At 69.9% G+C, this 23440-nt stretch carries 17 protein-coding genes; 9 read left to right on the top strand and 8 right to left on the bottom strand.

Annotation, left to right across the window (positions count from 1 at the left end; translation table 11 throughout):
- Window positions 1-38: 38 nt before the first annotated feature.
- Window positions 39-2237, bottom strand: a complete 2199-nt coding sequence (locus tag Acor_RS12525) for a serine/threonine protein kinase (RefSeq protein ID WP_170316896.1) — start codon at window positions 2235-2237, stop codon at window positions 39-41.
- Between the two features lie 138 nt (window positions 2238-2375).
- Between Acor_RS12525 and guaA the strand changes: the two genes are divergently transcribed.
- Window positions 2376-3941, top strand: coding sequence for a glutamine-hydrolyzing GMP synthase (guaA, locus tag Acor_RS12520; protein WP_174876142.1), 1566 nt, complete (start codon window positions 2376-2378; stop codon window positions 3939-3941).
- A gap of 141 nt (window positions 3942-4082) precedes the next feature.
- Window positions 4083-5210: an acyltransferase family protein gene (locus Acor_RS12515; protein ID WP_155336785.1), complete on the top strand. Its 1128-nt coding sequence runs from the start codon at window positions 4083-4085 to the stop codon at window positions 5208-5210.
- Here Acor_RS12515 and Acor_RS12510 read toward each other — a convergent pair.
- Window positions 5207-6016, bottom strand: a complete 810-nt coding sequence (locus tag Acor_RS12510) for a polysaccharide deacetylase family protein (protein WP_155336784.1) — start codon at window positions 6014-6016, stop codon at window positions 5207-5209. The genes Acor_RS12515 and Acor_RS12510 overlap by 4 nt on opposite strands.
- A gap of 217 nt (window positions 6017-6233) precedes the next feature.
- Here Acor_RS12510 and Acor_RS12505 point away from each other — a divergent pair, with 217 nt between their 5' ends.
- Entirely contained in the window at window positions 6234-9176 is a 2943-nt protein-coding gene (locus Acor_RS12505; protein ID WP_170316895.1) for a bifunctional glycosyltransferase/CDP-glycerol:glycerophosphate glycerophosphotransferase, read from the top strand.
- 41 nt (window positions 9177-9217) lie between these two features.
- A complete protein-coding gene (locus Acor_RS12500) occupies window positions 9218-9895 on the top strand; it encodes a hypothetical protein (protein WP_155336782.1) in 678 nt (225 codons plus the stop codon).
- Here Acor_RS12500 and Acor_RS12495 read toward each other — a convergent pair.
- A complete protein-coding gene (locus Acor_RS12495) occupies window positions 9882-11423 on the bottom strand; it encodes a stealth family protein (RefSeq protein WP_155336781.1) in 1542 nt (513 codons plus the stop codon). The genes Acor_RS12500 and Acor_RS12495 overlap by 14 nt on opposite strands.
- A gap of 158 nt (window positions 11424-11581) precedes the next feature.
- On the opposite strand from Acor_RS12495, the gene Acor_RS12490 reads away from it, so the two are divergent.
- From Acor_RS12490 to Acor_RS12480, 3 genes are read left to right on the top strand one after another with little or no spacing between them, the layout of a single operon-like run.
- Entirely contained in the window at window positions 11582-12439 is an 858-nt protein-coding gene (locus tag Acor_RS12490) for a CDP-alcohol phosphatidyltransferase family protein (protein WP_155336780.1), read from the top strand.
- On the top strand, window positions 12432-13433 hold the full coding sequence (locus Acor_RS12485) for a sulfotransferase family protein (protein WP_155336779.1): 1002 nt from the start codon (window positions 12432-12434) through the stop codon (window positions 13431-13433). Before Acor_RS12490 ends, Acor_RS12485 begins: the two co-directional genes overlap by 8 nt.
- The gene (locus Acor_RS12480; protein ID WP_246238610.1) at window positions 13430-14500 is read left to right on the top strand and encodes a sulfotransferase family protein; all 1071 of its coding nucleotides are present in this window, start codon (window positions 13430-13432) and stop codon (window positions 14498-14500) included. Before Acor_RS12485 ends, Acor_RS12480 begins: the two co-directional genes overlap by 4 nt.
- Here the strand turns inward: Acor_RS12480 and Acor_RS12475 are convergent.
- Entirely contained in the window at window positions 14481-15539 is a 1059-nt protein-coding gene (locus tag Acor_RS12475) for a glycosyltransferase (RefSeq protein ID WP_155336778.1), read from the bottom strand. The genes Acor_RS12480 and Acor_RS12475 overlap by 20 nt on opposite strands.
- Window positions 15536-18265, bottom strand: coding sequence for a bifunctional glycosyltransferase/CDP-glycerol:glycerophosphate glycerophosphotransferase (locus tag Acor_RS12470; RefSeq protein WP_155336777.1), 2730 nt, complete (start codon window positions 18263-18265; stop codon window positions 15536-15538). Before Acor_RS12470 ends, Acor_RS12475 begins: the two co-directional genes overlap by 4 nt.
- Window positions 18266-18430: 165 nt before the next feature.
- Between Acor_RS12470 and Acor_RS12465 the strand changes: the two genes are divergently transcribed.
- Window positions 18431-19894: an ATP-binding protein gene (locus Acor_RS12465; protein WP_155336776.1), complete on the top strand. Its 1464-nt coding sequence runs from the start codon at window positions 18431-18433 to the stop codon at window positions 19892-19894.
- Between the two features lie 29 nt (window positions 19895-19923).
- Window positions 19924-21399: an AAA family ATPase gene (locus Acor_RS12460; protein ID WP_155336775.1), complete on the top strand. Its 1476-nt coding sequence runs from the start codon at window positions 19924-19926 to the stop codon at window positions 21397-21399.
- Here Acor_RS12460 and Acor_RS12455 read toward each other — a convergent pair whose 3' ends face one another.
- From Acor_RS12455 to Acor_RS12445, 3 genes are all read right to left on the bottom strand, one after another.
- Entirely contained in the window at window positions 21400-22164 is a 765-nt protein-coding gene (locus Acor_RS12455) for an SRPBCC family protein (RefSeq protein ID WP_174876141.1), read from the bottom strand.
- Between the two features lie 221 nt (window positions 22165-22385).
- Window positions 22386-22691 (bottom strand): tetraspanin family protein, encoded by a 306-nt coding sequence (locus tag Acor_RS12450; protein ID WP_155336774.1) that lies wholly within the window; start codon window positions 22689-22691, stop codon window positions 22386-22388.
- Window positions 22681-23440: LiaF domain-containing protein (locus Acor_RS12445; protein ID WP_218034255.1), on the bottom strand; the 760-nt coding region annotated here is incomplete at its 5' end. The genes Acor_RS12450 and Acor_RS12445, both read right to left, overlap by 11 nt.

The raw sequence follows: 23440 nt of genomic DNA, 5'->3' as shown, positions 1-23440 counted from the left end.
ATTCACGGATGCGGTTCTGGCCCGGTTCAGGGCGGATCTCAACTGTTACCGGTGCGCGAGTAGTAGGGGGACAGGCTCTTCACGTCCGAGGTCTCGATGAGTTTGCGTACGACGTCGCCGTTGAGGTCGACCACGGACACGTTCGAGGACTTGTCGGTCGGTGAGATCCAGCAGTAGACGTGCTGTTCGTCCCACCAGCCGAGGACCCGATTGCAGTCGGAGGTGAACTGGGTCTGCGCGGCCCCCGTTTCGGAGTCCCAGATGCAGGTCCCCGCGCTCGCGTCCGGGCATTTCGTGACGAACAGATCTCCAGACGGGGAGTACAGCCCGCCCGCCGAGTTGTTCGGCACCCCGACGCCGGGGATCGTCTTCACGACCTCGCCCGCGAAGTTGTAGTGCCGCAGCCCACTCGTCGTCTCATCCGTGTAAGAGGTGACAAATCCAGACTCGTCGGGGCTCCAGTAGAAGCGGCCGTCCTTGATCGCGGGGTCGTTGATCCGGCGGATGGTGACCTTGCCGGTGGCCGGCTCGATCACCAGGAAGCCCTTGACGGTCCAGTCCTCGCCGCTCGGGTTGAGGATGGTGAAGAGCACGCGGTTGCTGTTCCTGGACCATTCGCCGTACTCGTAGGTGAGCGGCAGTTTGACCGTCTTGAGGGACTGCACCGCGCCGGTGGCCCGGGTGATGATGTCCACCCCGTGGAAGTCGTCCGTCAGGTAGTTGCGGGGCCGTCCGACCGCGTAGACCCCGTCCGGCGACAGGTACTGCTGCCAGTATTTCTTGCTCCGGGTGAACTTCCCGTCGCGTGACTCTCGCGGGTAGTTGGTCCAGTCCTGCTTGGAGTCGCTGACGTCGTAGTACGTCAGCGCGAGCGGGTCGGTCGACGCCTCGTACAGGTAGGCGGACAGTCCGGGTAACTTCGTCCGGACCACCGTCGCCGTCGGGCTCGGACTCGGCTCCGGCTCCGGGCTGGAGGCCGCGGGCGACGCGCTGACCGACGAGAACGTGCTCGCCTGGTCCGTCCCGCCGTCGTCGTTGCGCATCGCGACCACGACCACCGCCACGATCGCGACCACGGCCACCCCGACGGCGAGCACGGCCAGCCCGACCCTGGACCCCTTCGGCCCGGCCGCCACCTGCGTGCCCATCTGGTGGATCGGCTGCGGGTGGTACGGCGGAGGCGGCGGCTGGTTGACCGGCGGACGCAGCGGCTGGTTCTGCGGCTGGTTCATCGGCTGGTTCATCGGCGGCATGCCGTAGGAGCCCGTCTGCGGCGGAACGCCGGCCGCGTACTGCTTGGTCGGCGCGTACGGCGGTGGCGGCTGCGTGCCAGGGGGCGCCCAGTGGTTCTGCGGCGGCGCGCCGTATCCCGGCGGGGCCGCGCTGCCGGCCGCGGCGGCCGCTTCCTGGAGGATCGTGGCGTTCGGCTGCGAATGCTGGAGCAGCCGCAGCAGCACCTGTTCCGCCGTGGGCCGGCCCCGCGGATCCTTGGCGATGCACGATTCGACCACGTCCCGCAGCAGCCCGTGCAGCGCGTCCGTGCTCGCGTCGGCGTTCAGGATGCGGTTGATCACCGCGGGGAGCGTGTCGCTGCCGAACGGGCTGTTCCCGGTCGCCGCGTAAAGAATCGTGCAGGCCCAGGCGAACAGGTCGGCGGGCGGCCCGACCTGGTGGCCCATGATCTGCTCCGGCGCCATGTAGGCGGGGGTGCCCACCGGCCGGGAGGTCTGGGTCGAGGACGCGTCCAGCGCCTTCGCGATGCCGAAGTCGATCACTCTCGGCCCGTCCGGGCCCATGATCACGTTGGCCGGTTTGAAGTCGCGGTGCACCACGCCGGCCTGGTGGATCGCCGCCAGTGCGGTCGCCGTCCCGATCGCCAGCCGGTGCAGCGCGGGCCCGCTGAGCGGCCCCGACGCGAGCACCCGCTGCTGGAGCGTGGGCCCCTCGATGTACTCGCTCACGATGTACGGCTGGTCGCCCGCGACACCCGTCTCGATCAGCTGCGCCGTGCAGAACGGCGAGACCCGCTTGGCGGCGTCGACCTCCCGCAGGAAGCGCTCGCGCATCATCGGGTCCCCGGCCAGGTCGGACCGGAGCAACTTGACGGCGACCTGGTCCCCGGTGGAGCCCACCCCGAGATAGACGACCCCCTGGCCACCTTCTCCGATTCGCCCCTGAAGGCGGTACGCACCCAGGTTGTGGGGATCGCCCGACCTCAGTGAAACGATTTCCGGCATAGGAGAATTGTGGATCCACCGAAGACTCGGCGGAAGCATCGTGTCCTGATGGTTGTAACCCCGCCGAGGTCCGTACGGGTGGGAGAGCGGCGTCGATAGACTGGTGAGACCGCTGGTTCTTGCCTTGGGGGTCTCGCTGTGTCCGGTGAAGTGCGGCAGTCGGAGTTCGACACGGTCTTGGTGGTGGACTTCGGCGCGCAGTACGCGCAGTTGATCGCGCGTCGCGTCCGCGAATGCCACGTGTACTCCGAGATCGTCCCGTCCACCATGCCGGTGGCCGAGATGCTGGCCAAACGACCGAAGGCGATCATCCTGTCCGGCGGCCCCTCGTCGGTGTACGCCGGGGGCGCCCCGGCCGTGCCGGAGGGGCTCTTCGAGACCGGGGTGCCGACCTTCGGCATCTGCTACGGCTTCCAGGTCATGGCCCAGGCCCTGGGCGGCCGGGTCGCCCGGACGGGGGCGGCCGAGTTCGGCGGGACCGCGCTGACCGTGCTCCGCGAGGGAATGCTGTTCGCCGGGCTGCCGGCCGCGCAGCAGGTGTGGATGTCGCACGGCGACTCCGTGGTGGCGGCCCCGGACGGGTTCCTGGTCACCGCGTCCACGGCGGACACGCCGGTGGCGGGCTTCGAGGACGTCGCGCGCGGGATCTACGGGGTGCAGTTCCACCCCGAGGTGATGCATTCCGCTCACGGGCAGGCCGTGCTCAAGCACTTCCTGGACGCGGCGGGGTGCCGTCCGTCCTGGACCATGCTCAACATCGTCGAGGACGCGGTCGCGGCCGTCCAGGCGCAGGTGGGGGACGGGCGGGCGATCTGCGCGCTGTCCGGCGGCGTGGACTCCGCGGTGGCCGCCGCGATCGTGCAGCGAGCCATCGGCGACCGGCTGACCTGCGTGTTCGTCGACCACGGACTGCTGCGCAAGGGCGAGGCGGTCCAGGTCGAGCAGGACTTCGTGGCCGCCACCGGCGTGAAGCTACGGGTGGTGGACGCGGCCGAGCGGTTCCTCAAGGCGCTGGCGGGGGTGACCGACCCGGAAGAGAAGCGCAAGATCATCGGACGCGAGTTCATCCGGGTCTTCGAGGACGAACAGCGCGCCATCCTGGCCGACGGACCGGCCGATTTCCTGGTCCAGGGCACGCTCTATCCGGACGTGGTGGAGTCGGGCGGCGGCACCGGGACCGCGAACATCAAGTCGCACCACAACGTCGGCGGCCTGCCCGATGATCTGAAATTCGCGCTGGTGGAACCACTACGGGCGCTGTTCAAGGACGAAGTCCGCCGGGCCGGCGAAGAGTTGGGGCTCCCGGCCGCGATGGTCTGGCGGCAGCCGTTCCCGGGCCCCGGCCTGGGCATTCGCATCATCGGCGAGGTCACCCAGGAGCGGCTCGACATCCTGCGCGAAGCGGACGCGATCGCCCGTGAGGAACTCTCCCGCGCCGGGCTCGACCGCGACATCTGGCAGTGCCCGGTGGTGCTGCTGGCCGACGTGCGCTCGGTCGGGGTGCAGGGCGACGGCCGGACGTACGGGCATCCGATCGTGCTGCGCCCGGTCACCTCGGAGGACGCGATGACCGCCGACTGGAGCCGGGTGCCCTATGACGTGCTGGCTCGCATCTCCACCCGGATCACGAATGAGGTCCGTGAAGTGAACCGTGTCACGCTGGACATCACCAGCAAGCCGCCTGGCACTATTGAGTGGGAATGACCCGTACACACTCGTTCATCCGCTGAGTCCGAGTAAGTCGGGCAGTGTGGACTCTGGTGGACGGGTAGGTTAGCGCGAGTGATTTCCACCCAACGCGGTCTTTCCGCCCAGAGCCCCCCAATCACGAGCAGCACTAGGCGGATGGCCTGGCTGGACGCGTTGCGGGGGCTCGGCGCACTCGCCGTGGTGGGGGAGCACCTGCTGCCGTGGATTATGCCGAGCCTGCGACCTTATTGGTTCAACATGGGCATGTACGGCGTGCTCGTGTTCTTCCTGGTCAGCGGCTACATCATCCCGGCCTCGCTGGAATCGCGGGGCGACGTCCGCGCCTTCTGGATAAGCCGGATATTTCGGTTGTATCCGTTGTATTTGGTTGTTGTGGCGTTTGCTTTGATTGTCGGGATCTGGATTCCGGTGCGGGTCCAGGTGCCCCGGGATCTGTCGGGGGTGGCCGCGCATCTGAGCATGTTGCTTGATGTGGTGCATATCGGCGGGCTGGCCGATCCGATGTGGACGTTGTCGTACGAGATGGTGTTCTATCTGCTGGTCACGGCGCTGTTCGTGCGCGGGGTGCATCGGGCCAGCGGGGTCTACGCCATCGTGTTCGGCGTCGTGGCCGTCATGACCGGGGTGGTGCTCGATTCGCCGGTGCTCGGGGGGTCGTGGCCCGCGATCGTGTCGGGCGTGCTCTTCGTCATCGGGCTGGCCTGCCTGTTGTCCGGAAACTTCCGGACAACCGCTGCCTATCTGCTCGGCGTGATGGCGGTGGTCCTGCTGCTCTTCAGCGCCTACGTCCCCTGGTTCGGGGCGGCCATTCTCGCCGTCATGTTCACCGGGACCGCGCTCTACCGCTGGGAGCACGGCACCGGCCCGTTCTGGCCGGTCCCGGTCTGCGCCGCGCTGGTGGCGATCTCCCCGATCTGGTCGATCCAGGCGGGCTGGTGGTGGGTCCAGGCACCGGTCTGGATCACCACGCTGGTCCTCGCCGCGGCCACCTTCGCCGGCGCCAGGGCGCTGCGAAACCGGACCATTCCCGGCGTGCTCGTCTGGCTGGGCCTGGTCAGCTACTCGGTCTACCTGCTGCACCACCCGCTGCTGCGGCTGCTGCCCGAGCTCTTCGGCGAGGTGCGCGCGCTGCCCGTGGCCGCCAGGCTCGCCATCGGCCTCGGCTACCTCACCGTGCTGCTGCTGCTCAGCTGGGCCACCTACCGGCTGGTCGAAGGCCCGGCGCAGCGCCTCGGAAAGCGTCTCGCCAGGCCCGCGACTTAGACTTCGCCGTCCGGCCCGGTCAGCTGGTCGCCTTCGTCGACCTCGCCGGACGCACCTTCCTCCTGCGGGTACGACTCGCCCGGCACCAGGGTCTGACCTTCCAGCAGCTTGGTCACGGTGACGAAGAAGTACCCCTGCTTCTGCAGGGCGGCCAAAACCTTCGGCATCGAGTCGACGGTCTCCTTGACCGTCTCGTGCATCAGCACGACCTCGTTCCGCCCGGCCGCCTCCAGCGCGGCCGTGGTGAGGAAGTCGACGTGCCGGTAGTCCTTGACGTAGTCCTTGGTGGAGACCGTGCCCGGGATCCGGACCAGCTTCAGCTTGGCCGCGACCGCGATCACCTCGTCGTCGGTCAGGCCGCCGGGGGCGCGGAACAGCGTCGGCGTCTTGCCGGTGGTCTTCTTGACCAGCTTCTGGGTCTCGTTGATCTCTTTGTAGATCTCAGCGGAGGACAGGTCGGTCAGCCACGGGTGGCTCCAGGTGTGGTTCCCGATCTCGTGGCCGCCCTTGACGATGTTCCTGGTCAGCAGCGGGTGCTTCTTCACCTGCGACCCCATCACGAAGAACGTCGCCTTGGCCTTGTACTTCTTCAAGGTGGCGAGCAGCTTCGTGGTGTTGGTCGACGGGCCGTCATCGAACGTCAGTGCGATACACTTGTGCGTCTCGCAGAACGGGACGACCTTTTTGCCCGGGGCGGCGTGGATCGTGATCTTCGTGTCCTCGGGGGCGGCCTGCGCTCCGGCCGTCGGCAGCAGCGCCAGGGTCGCGCAGGCGGCGAGGGCGGGAATGGTGTGACGCAAGTGCATTGCGGCATCCTAACGCCCCCTCCTGGGAGTTTTCTGAGGCCTCCACCATTCGGGCATGGCTTGCCTTCGGCAAGGAAACTGCCATCTCGTCGCCACGAAACGACAAAGCCTGGCATGACCTGGCGATTCGGTGTTCATGTTGGCTGGAAACGTCGAACCCGGAGGGCTCCATGCCTCGACCCAGCGTCATCGTGCCGACCCGCCCCATGGTGGATTGATGGCGGCCCGGCCGCTGCTCTCGGTCGTGGTGCCCTTCCACAACGTGGAGGGATATTTCGCGGAATGTCTGGCCGCGTTGCGGGCGCAGGTGCTGACCGACCTGGAGGTCCTGCTGGTCGACGACGGCTCGACGGACGGCAGTGCGGTGCTGGCGAAGGCGGTGGCCGCCGAGGACAGGCGATTCCGGGTCGTCCGGCAGGAGCGCCTGGGGCCGGGCCCGGCCCGAAACACCGGGGCCCGGCGGGCGCGCGGGGTGTATCTGGCCTTCGCCGACGCCGATGACGTGGTTCCGTCAGGGGCGTACCAGACGCTGGTGAGCAGTCTGGAGGGGACCGGATCCGAGCTCGCCTGCGGGAACGTGCGGCGGCTGACGGAGACCGGCCCGCGGGCGTCCGCCGGGCATGCGCTGGCCTTCCAGCAGACCGTCAAGAGATCCCATATCCGGAAGAACCACGAGCTGATCAGCGACCGGACGGTCTGGAACAAGGTGTTCCGCCGGACGTTCTGGGACGAGCACGCGTTCCTGTTCCCGCCCGGCCACTACGAGGACGCGCCCGTCGCCATTCAGGCGCACGTGCTCGCCAAGGCCACCGACGTGCTCGCCGACGTCGTCTACCACTGGCGGATCACGCCGGGGTCGATCACGCAGCGGCGCAACGAGGCGCGCAACGTCGAGGAGCGGCTGGCGGCGATGGCCAGGATCGCCAGGTTCCTGCGGGACAACGCTCCCGCGCTGGCCCGCCGCCACGACCGGCTGGTCGCCGACCTGGACCTCGGCATCCTGCTGGACGCGCTCAACACCACCGAGGGCGCCGACCTGGAACACCTGCTCGACCTGGCCGGTACGGCCCTGCGCGACATCCACCCGAGCGCCCTGGCCCACCAGCCGCCGATCCGCCGCCTGGAACTCCACCTGGCCGCCCGCCGCATGGTCGACGAGCTCCGCCACGTCCACCGCTTCCGCCGCACCGCCCTGAAAGACGCCCGAATAGTACGGCGTGGCGTCTTCGACCGCCGCTGGTTCGCCGACTACCCCTACTTCGGGGACCGGGACAAAGGCGTCCCCGACAAGGTCTACCAAGCCCGCCGCGAACTGGTGCTTCGCGCGTACGTGGACGCGGTCACGGTCGAGGACGAGCGCGTGACCGCGTCCGGGTACGCCTACCTCGCGCATCTGGACAGCGCCCGGAGCGGCCTGAAGATGTGGCTCCAGTCGGGGGAGAAGCGGATTCCGCTCGACGCGGCGCGAACCATCAGGAAGGACGCGACCGCCGACTCCGACCAGTCGGCGGTCTGTCATGACCGGTCCGGTTTCACGGTGACCGTCGACCTGGCGAAACTGCCGCCGGGGATCTGGACGCTGCACGCCCGGGTCTCCGCCCGGGGCGTCACCCAGAAGGGCCAGGTGCTCGGCCATCCGCTTGCGGGAGAGCGCCGGTATCCGCCGGTGCACGGGCTCCAGGCGAGCCTGACCCAGGCCGACGGGCTCACCGTCGGGCCTCCGCTGCCCCTGCCGCTGGTCAAGGCGCTGGTCGACACCCTGCGCTGGGAGGACGGGCAGCTGGTCCTCGGCGGTGAAGGACCCGCCAGGAAGATCCTGCTGCGTGGCGAGGATGAGCGCCCGTGCCTGCTCGAACGCGACGAGACGCGCTTCACGGCCACCATCGCCCCGCCCGTGGACCGCGGGACCTGGCGGCTGGTGACAGGCAAGCGGCAGCCGCTCCGCGCCGCGGAAGGCCTGGCGCTCCCCGCGCACCGCACCGACCTGCACGAATACCGCTTCCGCACCACCCTCGAAGGCGACCTCAGCCTCCTGGTCGCCCCGGCACTCCAACCCGACGAACGAGGCCGCTACGCCGAACGCCGACTGCGCGGCACCGGCAAACGGGCGCTTCGCGACCTGATCGTCTTCGACTCCTACGGCGGGCGGCTGGCCTCCTGCAACCCGCGCGCGATCCACGAGGAACTCCGCCGCCTCGGCACCGGCCTGGAATCGGTCTGGGTCACCCTCGACGGCAACTTCCCCGCCCCCGAAGACTCCAGGCTGGTCCTGTACGGCAGCCGCGCGCACGCCGAAGCCCTGGCCACCGCCCGCTTCGTGGTCGGCAACCGCACCCAGCCCGTCTGGTTCACCAAACGACGCGGCCAGCGTTACCTCCAGACCTGGCACGGCACCCCGCTGAAACGCCTGGGCCACGACCTCGCCGGGCTGCCGTTCCAGCGCACCGAACTGCTCGACTGGATGGACCGCGACGCCCCCCAGTGGGACCTGCTGCTCTCCCCGAACCCGTTCTCGTCACCGATCCTGCGCCAGGCGTTCGGCTACCGCGGCGAGGTCGTCGAAGCGGGCTACCCGCGCAACGACCCGCTGTTCGCGCCGGACCGGGACGAACGCGCCCGCGAGATCCGGCGCCGGCTGGGCGTCCCCGCCGGCCACAAGGTCGTGCTCTACGCCCCGACCTGGCGCGACGACCTGCACGTCGGCCGCCGCCGCGGCTTCACCATGGAACTGGATCTACCCCGCCTCCAGCAGGCTCTGGGCGACGACCACACCTTCCTGGTCCGCGCCCACCACCTGATCACCCACCGCCCCCGCCTCCCGCACCCCACCATCGATGTCACGAAATATCCAGAAATCTCGGATTTGTATTTGGCGGCGGACGTGCTCGTCACCGACTACTCCTCGGCCATGTTCGACTTCGCCTGCACCGGCAAGCCGATGATCTTCTACACCTACGACCTGGAGCGCTACCGCGACGTCATCCGCGGCTTCTACTTCGACTTCGAACGGGAAGCCCCCGGCCCGCTGGTCCGCGACACCGATTCCCTCATCGACGCCCTCCGCTCCGACCACCCCGCCTACCCGGAGTTCCAGCGAAAGTTCTGCCCCTGGGACGACGGCCGGGCCGCAAAACGCGTGGTAGATCGTCTGCTCGGCTGAGCGGTGACATACATGGAGAAATGCTCCGATATTCTCCCCCGGTGAGCCGCCGCCGAAAGCAGAGTTCAGGTCACCCCGCCAAGCGCGCCGCCGTCAGGACCGCGACCCAGGAGCCCCCGCTGGTCCGCGCCGCGGCGGCCACTCCCGTCCTGCGCGGCCTGCGCGGCGTGGCCGCCTGGGTCGGCGAGGGCGTCGCCGTGACCGCCACCGGCCTGCCCCGTCCGGGCGACATTCCCGACCTGTGCCGCGTGCTCGGCATCGAGCCCCCGGCGGTCCGGATCCGCACCGCCGGCCGGGTGCCCTGGCTGATGTCGCTGTGGGCGGTCGCCCGCGCCGCTGACGTGATCCAGATCCGGGCCCGCAAGGCCCGCCCCGGCGAAGGACTCGGCGCCGACGCCCTGGAGACCTGGCGCAACGCCTTCGTCCGCACGGTCGACGGCAACGACGAGGAGTTCATCGAGGGCGCGGAAGGTGGCGCGCTGGTGGCGCTCCAGGTCCTCGCCAACGTGGAGCTGCCGCCCGGCACCGCCGTGGACGAGACCGCCCTGGACGCGACGATCAGGGCGGCCGCCGAAGCCGAAGGCGTGACCTTCGACGTCGGCGCCGGGCTGGACCTGCTCGCCTTCTTCGGCGCGGTCGTCCGCGAACCTGGCCGGGTCACCCTCACCCCGCTCGGCGCCCACCTGGTCACGGTCCTGCACGAGCTCACTCCGGCGTGATCGCCTCGAACGGGCTGGGCACCGGGTAGTACGCCTCCAGGAACCGGTGCGTCAGCGCGTCCTGCTCCGGCGTGGTGGCCGCGGTGTCGTTCAGGCAGTAGGCGTCGTGCTCCCGCGCCGCCAGCATCCGCCGCATCTTCGCCGGAGCCTTGCGCATCGCCAGGTCCACGTAGGTGTAGTGCACGGTCCCCGGGATCGCCCGCCCGCTCAGGTAGCCGTAGTAGTGCGCCAGCGACGACACCACCGCGATGTCGCTGCCGCGCCGGAACGCCGACCGGGTGGTCTCCTCGAACGCCTCCGCGAACCGGTCCTCCAGCTCGAACAGCAGCGACCGGCGCAGCGCGTACGGCACATGCTTCATCTTCTGGGTGAGTGTGCGCCCGCACAGCTCCTCCAGCAGCCGCCGGTTGTTCATCCCGGCCGCGTGCACCGGATTGTCCTCATACAGCGCGAACGGCACCTGGGCCGCCGACGGGAAGAACCGGGTGATCCCGTTCCCTTCGAAGAACATCTCCGGATAGAGCGGACGCCCCAGGAAGAAGTCATCGTTCAGGTACAGGAAATGCTCGGACAGCCCCTCGATCCGGTGCAGCTGCGCCTCGATGGCGTGCGAGTTGAACACCGGCAGCACGCCGGGATCCCGGAAGATCTCCTTGTGGTCCACGATCTGGATCCGGTCGTCCGGCCGCAGCCAGCTCGGCCGCTGCTGGTCGGTGACGATCCAGATCTTCCGCACCCACGGCGCGTACGTCATCAGTGACCGCAGCGAATACCGCAGTTCGTCCCGGCTGACGAAGCGCGCCTCGGTGGTCGCCAGCTCGCTCAGCCCGCCGGTCAGGGCCAGGTCGCGGCGCGCCCGCCAGACCGGATCGCCGCCGTCCACCCAGGTGTAGACGGCGTCGATCGGGAAATCGAGCTCGTCCACCAGCCGGTGCAGGAACTCCGGCCTGGTCGGATAGGTCCGCCCGCCGCCGGCCGCCAGCTGGACGAACAGTTCCTCCCGGCCGTCCACCGTGGCGCCGAGCACCGGCACCGCCTCGCACGCCCGGTTCGGCCGGGGCGCCACCAGCAGTTCGCCCTCGCGGTGCCAGAACTCCAGGTCGACGCCCGCCTCCGGCCCCAGCGTGAGGGTCCTGGACGGGGTGCTGAAGTAGCGGGCCAGCCGGATCACCCGGGCGTCGGCCAGGTCGTTGCGGCGGAGCGGGCGGACCCGGTCGCAGTCGGGCTGGCGCATTCCGTTGCGTCCGGCCGGGAGCCGGCCCGCGTACAGGCCGGGCCGGGCCAGCGCGGTCAGCGCGCGCGGCCGGTGCGAGGCCCGCACCGCCACCACCGGCGGGCGGCCGGCCAGCGGCCGGACGCAGAAGAAGGGCACGCCGGCCTCGGTCAGCGTCTGGCAGACCAGGTCGAACGTCTCGCGCACGGCCTGGAGCGGGCTCAGGTCGGCCCGGATCAGCGCGCTCCGCGGCGACGCCGTCTCGCGCGCGCCCAGCCGCCCCTGCAACTGTCGATACAACGTTCCCACAGGCATGGGTCTCCCCCCGAAGATTCTGGGACTCTAACCGACCTCCACCGCGGTTGGCAGGGGCTTTGCCCAGGTAGGGGCAACGGTCAAGAAGTGGCAACGAGATGCTCCGGCTGTCACCGAAGAAGCGGCTGGCGACTACCTGGCGTAGTCATTCTTACTGCATGGGGGGCTTCACGCTCGATGACATCAAGGCGGCGCGCAAGCCGAGAGACTCGTGGTGGACCGTATTTCTGGTTGATCCACTGGCCTGCCGTCTCGCGCTGCTCGTCGCCAATCACACTTCGATCACGCCCAACGGGCTGACCCGGCTGTCCATCCTGCTCGGGTTCGCGTCCGCGGGGTCTTTCGCCACCGGCCGGCTGGCCGTCGGGGCGCTGCTGTTCTATCTCAGCTTCACGGTCGACTGCATGGACGGGAAGATCGCGCGGCTGAAGGGGACCGGCACGCCGTTCGGGCTCTGGCTCGACTACGTGGGCGACCGGATCCGGGTTCTGTGCTGCGCGTTCGGCTTCGCCTACGGCCAGGGCCCTTCGGTCTTCTGGGTCGCGGCGACCACCGTGGTCCTGCTGGATCTGTTCCGTTATATGAACGCGCCGCAGGTCAACCGGGTCAGGGAGGCCACCAGGATGCTGGTCGCCGCCCGCGCGGGCAGCGACGTCGTCTTCGTGGAGGACGTGTTGCGGCTCTCGCCGCAGGCCCGGGTCGGGAACCTGGTCGCCACCCACGACCAGCCGCTGGTCGATCTGCACCGCGGCTGGCGGGCCAGGTTCCCCTGGTTCGACCGGTTCCGGATCTTCCTGGTCCGGCACCGGATCCGCACCCACGTGGTGGGCGGCATCGAGTTCCACGCCGCCGTCTTCGTGCTGGCGCCGCCGTTCGGGCCGTGGGCGATGGTGTGGGCGGCCGGGGTCGTCGGGGCGTTGCTGTTGTTGTTCGAGTCCGCATTGGTCTACCGGATATGGCTGGCTGCCCGGGAGGCCGGGCGAACCGTACCGGAAAGGGTGAAGGTTCTTGTCTGAGCGGCCGATTTTCATTGTCGGATGTCCTCGGTCCGGCACTACTTTGCTGCAGCTCATGCTGCACGCGCACCCGCGGGTGGCGGTGCCGCCGGAGACGCGGATCCTGGTGCAGGTCTACCGGGCCAGGCGCGGCTACGGCGACCTGCGGGAGACGAAGAACCGGCGGATGCTGGCCAGGAAGATCGCCAAGGGGTCCCGGACGCAGTTCGGCGACCTCGGCATCGACGCCGACGAGTTCATCAGGCGCGCGGTCGAAGGGCCGGGCAGCCTCGGGTCCGTCGTCGGCCTGGTCTACAAGATGTTCGCCGAGCGGCACGGGAAGGTCCGCTGGGGCGACAAGCGCCCGCCGTACATCCGGCATCTGGACGCGATCCTGGCCATGTTCCCTGACGCACAGATCGTGCATCTGATCAGGGACGGCCGGGACTGTGTGGCCTCGCTGAAGGAGATGCCCTGGTTCCAGGGGGACGTGTACGAGGCCGTGCACCGGTGGGCCGAGGCGATCGACGCCGGGCGGGGGCACAAGTTGCCCGCCGACAGTTACTACGAGCTGCGCTATGAGGAACTGTGCGCGGATCCGGCCGGTTCGCTGGGCGGGCTGTGCACGTTCCTGGGTGAGGAGTACGACCCGGCGATGCGGGAGCCGTACCGGGTGGCGGACGTGGTGCCGGAGCACAAGGACTGGCACACCAACACGCGGCAGCCGGTCACCACCACCAGGACCGGGAGCTGGGCGCAGCGGCTGGAGCCGTGGGAGGTGTCGCTCTGCGAGACCGTCCTGGGGAACCGGCTCACCGCCTACGGGTACGAGCTGAGCGGCGCGCCGGCGGCCACCCGCCGGGACGTGGCCGCCTACGAGAAGACGTCCAACACCTGGAAGCGCAAGTGGCGGCGGGTGGCGCTGACCGAGCGGATCAACCGGTTCCGCGAGCCCGGCCCGGTCGCCGCGCTGCTCACCGACACCCAGCGCGAGCTGGCGGGGATCGTGCGATGAAACGACTCGTCACGGGGGAGACGTACATGCCGGACCGGCCGATCTTCGTCATCGGCTGCCCGCGTTCGGGCACGACCATGCTGCAGCTGATGCTGCACTCGCATCCGCGGGTGGCCGTGCCGCCGGAGACCCGGTTCCTGGTCCCGGCCTACTTCGGCCGCCGCAAATACGGCGACCTGCGCGAACCGGTCAACCGCCAGGTGCTGGCCGAGTGGATCGCCACCGGCAGGGACACCAAGTTCCGCGAGCTCGGCATCGACCGGGCCGAGTTCATCGAGCAGGCCACCGAGGGCCCCGGCAGCCTCGGCTCGGTGATCGGCACGGTGTTCCGCAACTACGCGGCCAGGTTCGGCAAGCCGCGCTGGGGCGACAAGCGCCCCAGCTACTTCAAGCACGTCGACATCCTGCTGCGGATGTTCCCCGACGCCCAGTTCATCCACCTGATCAGGGACGGCCGGGACTGCGTGGCCTCGCTGAAGGAGATGCCCTGGTATCACCTGAGCAGCTTCCACGCGATCTCCAACTGGGCCGAGGCCATCGACTTCGGCCGCCGCACCGCGCAGCGGCTGCCCAAGGGCAGCTACCACGAGCTGCGGTACGAGGACCTGACCGCCGAACCCGAGCGGGCGCTGAAGCGGCTCTGCGCGTTCATCGGCGAGGAGTACGACCCCGCCATGTGCGAGCCCCGGCACGCCGCCCAGGTCGCGGTGCCGGCGCACAAGGTGTGGCACAGCAACACGCACAGCGCGGTCACCACCGCCAGGTCGGGCAGTTGGGCGCAGCGGCTGGAGCCGTGGGAGATCGCGCTCTGCGAGGAGGTGCTCGGGGACCGGCTCCAGTCCTACGGCTACGCCCTGAGCGGCGCGCCCAAGGCGGCGAGGGAACACGTCGCCGCCTACCGGGCGGCAGCGGCCAAACGCCGCACCGCGCGCTGGCGGAAGACCAACCGGGACCGGTTCAACCGGCTGCGCGAGCCCGGCCCGGTCGCGGCGCTGCTCACCGAGGGGCAGCGCAAGCTGGCCGGGCTGCCCCCGCGCGAGCTGGCGCTCAGCGGCGGAGGTGCGTGAACAGCTCCTCCCAGCGGTCCACCACGCGCGGCAGCTTGAACTGACGGGCGTGCTCCCGGGCGGCCGCGCCGAGCCGCTGCCGTTCCCGGGTGTCCGCCATCAGCGTGCCCAGCGCGGCAGTCAGCGCGGCCACATCCCCCGGCGGCGCGAGCAGGCCGGTCTCGCCGTCCCTGACCAGGGCGCGGATCCCGCCCGAGACGTCGTGGGCGACCGCGGGCAGCCCGTAGCTCGCGGCCTCGGCCAGCACCAGCGGCAACCCCTCATGGTCGCTGGACAGCGCCACCAGTGACGCGGCCCGGTACTCCTCGGCCATCTCCGCGGCCGGGATCCGGCCGCGGAAGCGCACCCGGTCCGCCACCCCCTCGGCGACCGCGTGCGCCCGCAACCGCCCCTCGTCCGGCCCGTCGCCGACCAGATGCAACTCCCAGCTCGACCGCCCGGTACGGCCGAAGGCCGTGATCAGCCGGTCGAACCGTTTGACCCCGGCCAGCCGCCCGACCGCCAGCACCCGGTGCCGGTCCAGTTCGGCGATCTCGGCCGGCCAGTCGGCGAGCGGGTTCGGGATGTCCCAGGTGTTGGGCAGCAGCGCCTGCTCGGCGAACCGCCAGGCGTCGTCAGGGCTGAGGAACACGGCCTGGTCGAGCTTGCCGTAGTGCGCCTTGACCGAGGCGTAGTGCCAGCAGGCGCGCGCGTGCGCGTACGAGCCGTGGTACTGGCCGATGCCCTGGTGCAGCCCGAGCAGGTCCTTCATCCGGGTGACGACCCCGGGGGAGGTCATCACCACGAAGCCCGGTTCGAGCGAGCCGACCAGCGCGGCCGTCCGCCGCCGGGCCCACCAGGCCGGTTCGGGGCCCGGACTGATCACGTGCCGGCTGTAGCGCGGGAAGCCGACGTAGGAGGCCGGGTCCGCGGCCCGGTGCAGGCCGACCACGTGCACGTCGTGGCCGCGCTCGGCCAGGCCCTGCGCGACCGTGTGCACCACCCGCTGGATGCCGCCGAGGGTGTCGGCGTCCATGCTGGCGAACACGACCGTGCTCATTGACGGACCTCCTCGCGGGGCACGGCCGAGGGCGTCGAAGGGCTCTCGCCCTCGAAGAACGCCGACACGATCCTGGCCGCCGCGTCGCCGCGCTCGTCCGCGCACCAGGTGGTCAGGAAGGCCGCGTACCGCTCCAGCCGGTACGGCTCCCGCAGCGCCGCCACGAGTTCCGCCGTGGTCCGCACGCACGGCCCGGGGGCGATCGCCGGGAGGTCGTAGTTGACGCCGCGTTCGGCCCGCCGGTACTCCTCCCAGTCGTCGATGAAGAACACCATCGGCTTGCCGGTCACGGCGAAGTCGCACATCAGCGAGGAGTAGTCGGTGACCAGGACGTCGGCGGCCAGCAGCAGATCGTTGACCTCGGGGTAGCCGCCGGCCGGGCGGACGAAGCCGCGCAGCCGTTCCGGCACCCGGTAGGTGTCGGCGGGGTGGGTGCGGAGCACGAGCACCCAGTCGCCAGCCAGGTGTTTGGCGAGGCCGGCCAGGTCGACGCGTACGGATTTGCCGGACATCTTGTCTTGGTCGCGGTAGGTGGGCGCGTAGAGCAGGATCTTCTTGTCGGCGGGGATCTCCAGTCGTTCCCGTACCCGCCGCACCGCCGCCGGGTCGCCCTTGACGAGCACGTCGCAGCGGGGGGAACCGAAGCGGAGCACCAGGCCGGCGTACTCGTTGGAGGGCACGAAGGTGCGCTCGAACTCGGCGCTGGGCGACACCAGGGCGTCCCAGCGGGCCACGTTCGCCCGCCACAGCTCCCTCGGTTCGGGGAAGTCGCCGCGCAGGTCGGGCGCGTCCAGGCCGATGGTCTTGATGCCCTGGCCGTGCCAGGTCTGCAGGTAGCGGGTGCCGGCCGGTTTCGGGAAGCCGAGCGGCATGCCGTGGCTGTCCACCCACCACCCCGCCCGCGCCATCGTCCACACGTGCCGCCAGCTCAGCCGCCGTACGGTGGTCACGTCGGCGGGGAAGGCGCCCTTCACCCGCGACCAGACGGCGGTCAGGCCGAGTTCGCGGCGGAGCAGTTCCTCGTGGATGTATCTGGGGTGGCCGGTGTAGCCCTTGCCCGCGTCGGCCTCGAACAGCACCAGGTCCTTGCGGCGCGGGACCACCTTGATCAGCTGCTTGTAGACGCCGAGTTTGATCTTCCGGGAGCCGAGGCGTTTGCGGGCTTTGGTCGGGAGGGCGCGCAGTTTGCGGGCGTGCGGTTTGAGCCATGGGGTGCGGGCGATCGTGCGGACCAGGTCGGTGCGCAGCCAGGTGAGCCGGAACAGGGCGGCGGGGCCGTCCGCGGCGGCCGTCACCCGGCGTCCGCGCAGGTTCACCGTCACCGGGTGGGCGGTCGGCGAGATCAGCAGCCGGTCGCTGGTGGTGTGTCCGTCCGCTGGGCGGGTGAACCCGATCCTCGGCTCATGGAACCCGACGAAGTCCTGAAATGTCGCTAGATCGAGGGTGAGTTTGGTCAGGTAGCTGCCGTCGGGGCGGTGTTTGGGCGCCAGCCGTACCGGACGATCGCCGATCGTCAGCGTGGCGTGGTGCTCCGGCCGGATCACCCGGAACGGGTCGTACGTCGTGATCGACAGGGTGAGGCGGGCGCCGCAGGCGGACATCTCGGTCACCTCGTGCCGGATCCGGGTCGCGGTGAACGGCAGGTCCGCCAGGCCCAGGGCCGTGATGTCCAGCGCCGGATCCGCGCGGTCGCCCCAGTAGGTCCGGCCGCCCTCGACCAGCACCCGCCGGGGCGGGGCCTTCGGGCCGGTCAGGCTGCTCGCGGCCAGTGCCAGTTCGTCGGCGCGGCCCTGCCGGATCAGCCCGCAGCAGACCCGCACCATCGGCTCCGCCTTGGCCAGCACGCCCGGAGCCAGGCGCTTCAGATAGGGCTCGACCACGGTCGCGAGCTCTTCCGCCCACCCCTCGTCGTGGTAGGGGAGCGCGTTCAGATACACTCGCAGGTCCTGCTTGACGAACCGGACCTGCCGGGCGGGCACCAGCTCTGCCAGCCCGTTGCGCCGCAGGATCTCGTCCGCGGCCTCGGCGGCGGCCACCCGCTGCCGGGCGTTGCCGACCTCGCGCAGGCTCAGCGAGATCGACTCGCCGCGACCGGCGGCCCTGCGCCAGTGGTAGACCACCCACGGGACCACGGCGAAGCGCTCGGCCGCCGCGTACAGATCCGCGGTGAACACGTGGTCCTCGTAGTGCAGGTCCTCCCGGAACCGCAGCTGGTGCCGCCGCAGGAAGTCCACCCGGTACAGCTTGTTGGTGGAGAACCCGTCCAGGAACAGCTCCGGCTCGGCCCTGATCCCCTCCACCACCCGGCGCGGCGTGAACAGTCCCGGATAGTAGCGTTCGATCTTCCCGCTGGCCTCGTACAGCCGGGAGATCTGCCCCGCCACGAAGTCGGACCCGGTTCTCTCGATCTCGGCCAGCAGGCTCTTGCAGGCATGCCGCGGCAACTCGTCGTCACTGTCGAGGAACATGATGAACGGCGCACGCGCCGCGTCGATGCCGTCGTTGCGTGGCGCCCCGCACCCGCCGCTGTTCCGCTCCCTGCGCACATACCGGACCCCCGGCAGCCGCCGCACGACCCGCTCGGTCCCATCCGAACTCGCGTCGTCCACGACGATGATCTCAAGATTCCGCAACGTCTGAGCGTAGAGCGACCGCACGGCCCTCCCCACCCGCCCAGCGTCGTTGTACGTGATCACAACAACACTGACATCCGGCCGCCCCAACATCCGAAATCCCCCACTCAACCCAAAGATCCTGAGTGGTCTGTTCCCTGAACTAAGCCCGGATCCGTCCCCCTCCCCAACCTCACACGCACTCTTTGCCGTGCCATTGGCCCTTCCACCAGGGCGGACATAGGTATAACTATAGTTCTTAGAACTATAGTTATACCTATGGAGAAGCCTGGGGAGATCTTCGATCGGGTGGCCGAATGGGCGGACCTGTCGGCCTTCGTGGCCGACCCGGCCGCGCTGCCACTGCTCGGCGTGGTGTCCGGCCGGCGCCGGCAGGGGAAGACCCTGCTGCTCGGCTCGCTCGTCGACGTGGCCGGTGGTCTCTATGTCGACGGCACCGAGGCGGTTCCCGCGGAGCAGCTGCACCGGATCGGGGAGATCGTCGGCACTCGTTTCGGCGCTCCCGGCCCCGTCCGCTTTCCGGACTGGCGGGCAGCCGTCGACGGAATCCTCGATCTCCCCGTCGACCGGCCGACCTCCGTGGTCATCGACGAGTTCCCGTACCTGGTCAAAGGCTCGCCCGAACTCCCCTCGATCCTGCAGTCGGCACTCGACCTCCGCCGCCGGACGGGAGGCCGGCCGGTGCGTCTCCTGCTGTGCGGTTCGGCGCTGAGCTTCATGGGACGCCTGCTGGGCGGCGGCGCGCCGTTGCGGGGGCGCGCCGGGCTCGAACTGGTCGTTCCCACGCTGGACTATCGCCTGGCCGCCGAGTTCTGGGGGATCGGCGATCCGTACCTGGCCGTCCTCACCCACGCGATCGTCGGAGGCACCCCCGCCTACCGGCGGGAGTACGTGCGCGGCGACGCTCCGGCGTCGCTCGCCGACTTCGACGCGTGGGTGCAGCGGGCCCCGCTCAACTCCTCGCTTCCGATCTTCCGCGAGGCCCGCTACCTCCTCGCCGAAGAGGTCGACTTCCGCGACCCCGCCCTCTACCACTCCGTCCTCGCCGCCGTCGCGGAAGGAAACAACACGCGGGGAGGCATCGCCGGCTGCCTGGAGCGCAAGGCGACCGACGTGGCTCACCCGCTGACCGTGCTGGAGGACGCGGGACTGCTGGCCAAGCAGGCCGACGTCTTCCGGCCCACCCGCCCGATCTACCGGATCACCGAGCCGCTGATCACCTTCTACCACGCGGTGATGCGCCCGGCCTGGCGCGAACTGGAACGCCGCCGCGCCGAGCAGGTATGGCGACGAAGCCGCCCCAGATTTCTCAGCCGCGTGGTCGGACCCCATTTCGAGGAACTCTGCCGTCAATGGGCGTCCGACTTCGCCGACCCCGACACCTGGGGCGGAGTAGCCGCCGACGTCGGACACGGGGTCGTCAACGACCCAGAACAGCGCACCACCCACGAGATCGACGTGGTCGTTCTGGGCGAGCACGACGGAGGCCCCCGCAAGGTCCTCGCCCTAGGCGAGGCCAAGTGGGGAGAGGTCATGGGAACCGGGCATATCGACCGGCTGACTCGCGTCCGCGATCTGCTCGGCCAACGCGGCTTCGACACGAGGACTACCCGGCTGACCTGCTACAGCGGCAAAGGCTTCACCGCTGAACTGATCGCAGCCGCAGGCAAGGACGACAGCCTCGTCTTGGTCGACGTGGCCCGCCTGTACTACGGCGAGTGAATTATTATTCGTGGAACTATAATAGTTGCATGGATAATAGCCTCCAGAAGCCGGAGCGGTTGTTCGGGCGGGTGCGGGAGTGGCGGGATCTAGCGGAGTTCGTCGAGTCGGGGCAGGCGGGGGCCACGCTCGGGCTGGTCTACGGGCGGCGGAGGCAGGGCAAGACGTTGATGCTGGAGCTGCTCGCCCGGGAGCTGGGGGGGTTCATGTTCGCCGCCACCCAGCAGAGCGAGCGGCAGAACCTGGCCGATCTTGGCGAGGCTTACGCGGAGTTCGTGGGGCTCCGTCAGCCGGTCGCGTTCGGGTCCTGGCGGGACGCGCTCGATGTCCTGCTGAGGCTGGGGGAGAAGCGGGCGACCCCGGTCATTATCGACGAGTTCCCCTATCTGGTCGGAACGAGTCCGGGGCTGCCGTCCTACCTGCAGCGGGCGCTCAGCCCGCTGGGGTTCGCGAAGGAGCACACCAGCACGCGGCTCATCCTGTGCGGGAGCGCCCTGACCACGATGACGCAGCTGCTGGGCGGCGGTGCTCCGCTGCGGGGCCGGGCCAACCTGGAGCTGGTCGTGCGGCCGTTCGGGTTCAGGGACGCGGCCGTCTTCTGGGGGATCGACGAGCCTGAGCTGGCGTTCCGGGTGCATGCGCTGGTCGGCGGCACCCCCGCCTACCTGGAGATGTGCGGTGGCGGCGGACCGGCGACGATCGAGGAGTTCGACGCGTGGGTGGCGCGGTGGCTGCTCAACCCGTCCTCGGTCATGTTCCGGGAAGGCGGGCTGCTCCTCCGGGAGGAGCCGTCGATCACCAATCCGACCTCGTACTCAGCGGTTCTGGCGGCGTTGAGCGCGGGGAACCATCGGCGGTCGGAGATCGCCAGCGCGCTCGGGCGGCCCAGCACGGCGCTCGCCCACATCCTGTCCGGGCTCCGCGGCATCGGGCTCATCGACCAGGTCGACGACGCGCTCCGGGACAAAAGGAGCGTGTTCCGGATCACGGAACCAGTGGTGCGGTTGCACCAGCTGCTGATCCAGCGGCATGAACCCGAACTGGTCGTGGGAAGGGCCGGGCAGGTCTGGGAGGGAAGCGCGGACACGGTCGCCAGCAAGATCTACGGCCCGCACTTCGAGGATCTGGCGCGCGAGTGGTGTCTCCGGCACGCGGCGCGGGAGACCCTCGGCGGTGCGGCGACGTGGGTCAGGCCCGCGGAGCTCCCCTGCCGGGAACACCGCACCGGACACGAGATCGACGTCGTGGTCACCGAGGCGGTCTCGTTCGCCGGGGAACGGGTGACCGCCATCGGCGAGGCCAAGGGAACCCGGGCACCGATGGACCTGTCGCAGCTGGGGCGGCTGGAACACCTGCGCGGGCTGCTACCGGACGGCAAGATCGACGGCACGGTCAAACTGCTGCTCTTCGGGCGTGGGGGGTTCACCCGAGAACTGCGGGATCTCGCGCTCGGACGGTCGGACGTGGAACTGATCGATCTGGACCGGCTGTACACCGGCGCCTGATCAGCGGTGGCGGGCGCGTCTGATCAGCCAGAAGACCAGGGCCAGGAGGCCGAGTGCGGCCAGGGCCGGGGCCAGGCGTTTGAGGACCGGGGCGCCGGCGATCTCCAGGAGGTCCAGGGCCTCCTCGTCCGGGGTGCGGGAGGTGCGGGAGGTGCCCGCCGGGTGGGCCTCGCGGGCCTGGCCCTCCTCGGTGAGCGGGGTCTGGCGCGGGGTCGGTACGGCGGTCAGGTGCCGGGGGTGCTCGTCCTGGTCGGGGGCCGAGGCCTGGCGGGGGATCTCGGGCGCGGGCTGCGGGACCGGGACGGGCTCGGGGGAGCCCTCCTGGAGGATGCCGGCCAGGTTGACGGCGAACCGGTCGATCAGGCGGGAGCCGACCTCGTTCATGACGCCGCGGCCGAACTGGGCGGGGCGGCCGGTGACGTTGAAGGACGTCTCCACGGTCACCCGGGTGGTGTCGCCCTCGGCGATGAGACGCGCGGCGACGGTGGCGCTGGCCGTGCCCGCGCCGCGGGCCTCCTTGCCCGAAGCCCTGAGGGTGAGGGTGTGCGCGTCCTTGTCGACGTCCTCGAAGGTCGCGGCACCGTGGTAGGTGACCGTGATCGGACCCACCTTGACGCGCATCTTGCCCGTCACGGTGTCACCCTCCACGGAATCGAGCGACGCGCCGGGGAGGCACGGGGCCACCCGCTCGGCGTCCAGCAGCACCGCCCAGGCCTGCTCGACCGGGACCGGCACGGTGAACTCGTGCTCGAACCGCATCGCCATGGCTCGACTCCGTTTCTCTCTTTCCTTGACACTACGACCGGGCGCGTACGTACCGCCACCCCGGGTTGATCAGGCGGCGGCCCCCGCGACGCGCCGCTCCACAGAGAAGACCGGGTATCACCAGGTCACCGGCCACGCGGACACTTGTGAACGTACGCCGGTGAGTGTCACGGCCAATCCCCCATGCCGGTCCTCGCCGATCACATGACCGAATGTGTGCCCTACCGTTTACGGAAGGCTTTGCTGAGAATGCCGATGAATCCGGCGAAGCCGAGGCCGATCAGCAGGATCGGGACCATGATCACGGGGTCCGGGAGCGGCGGGGTCAGGTAGCGGATCCCGAACCCGATGAACAGCAGGCCGCAGAGCAGGGCCAGCCAATCGGTCCGGTGCCCCTGCCGGGGCTTCTTCGGCCTCTCGGCGGGCTCCATGGGCGTCGCCCAGACGTTCGGCTCCTCGTCCATGTGCTCCGTCCAGGCCTGGGCCCGCGCCTCAGCTCGGGCCCGGAGCCGCTCCTCACGCCGCACGGCGCACCTCCACGTCGCCGATACCGGCCTTGACGTGCAGTTCGATCGTGGAGGCGTCCCCGTCGCCGCGGACCTCCGGGTCCAGGACCCGGTTGACGGTCACGTCCGCGCCGTTGTCCACCCGGTGGTCGATCTTGATATCGCCGAGCCGGGTGTAGGCGAACACCTCCACCCGCGCGGTCGGTGGCAGCACGACGGTCAGCTGCCCGACCGAGATGGTGGCGTCGAATCTGGTCCTGCCGCCCGGGACCAGCTTCACATCACTGAGGTCCAGCCGCCCTTCCCCGATGCCGACCGTGTAACTCCGGCTCGACTGCGAGATGTCGATCGGGTGCCAGTTGTAGCTGCCGACCTTCTTCGGGAGGCCGCTCACACTCGAACCGGCGACCAGCACCAGGGACACGATCGTGCCCGCCGCGACCAGGGCCGCGCCCCGGCCGAACCAGGTGGCCACGAGCAGGCCCGCGCCGATCGTGACCAGCACGGCCCCGCCGACCACCGGCAAACTGATCGAACCGGTCCCGGACTGCTGGACCGCGACCATGATCCCTCCAACGATGAACGCCAGGCAGATGGTGAGTCCGCCGATGAATGACTTGGGCCGCTTCTGCTTGATCTTCGGCAGCCTGACTTCGGGCCGCTCCGGCACTTTCGGCGCGTACGGCCCGCGCGGGGCGAACGGCTCTCCCGTGTACGGCTGTTGCGCGGGGCGCGGGGCGGTGGGAGGAGCTGCCTTCGGGGCGGTGGGC

Source organism: Acrocarpospora corrugata (assembly GCF_009687845.1).
Taxonomy (GTDB): Bacteria; Actinomycetota; Actinomycetes; order Streptosporangiales; family Streptosporangiaceae; genus Acrocarpospora; species Acrocarpospora corrugata.
This window is presented reverse-complemented; position numbering and strand designations above follow the sequence as displayed.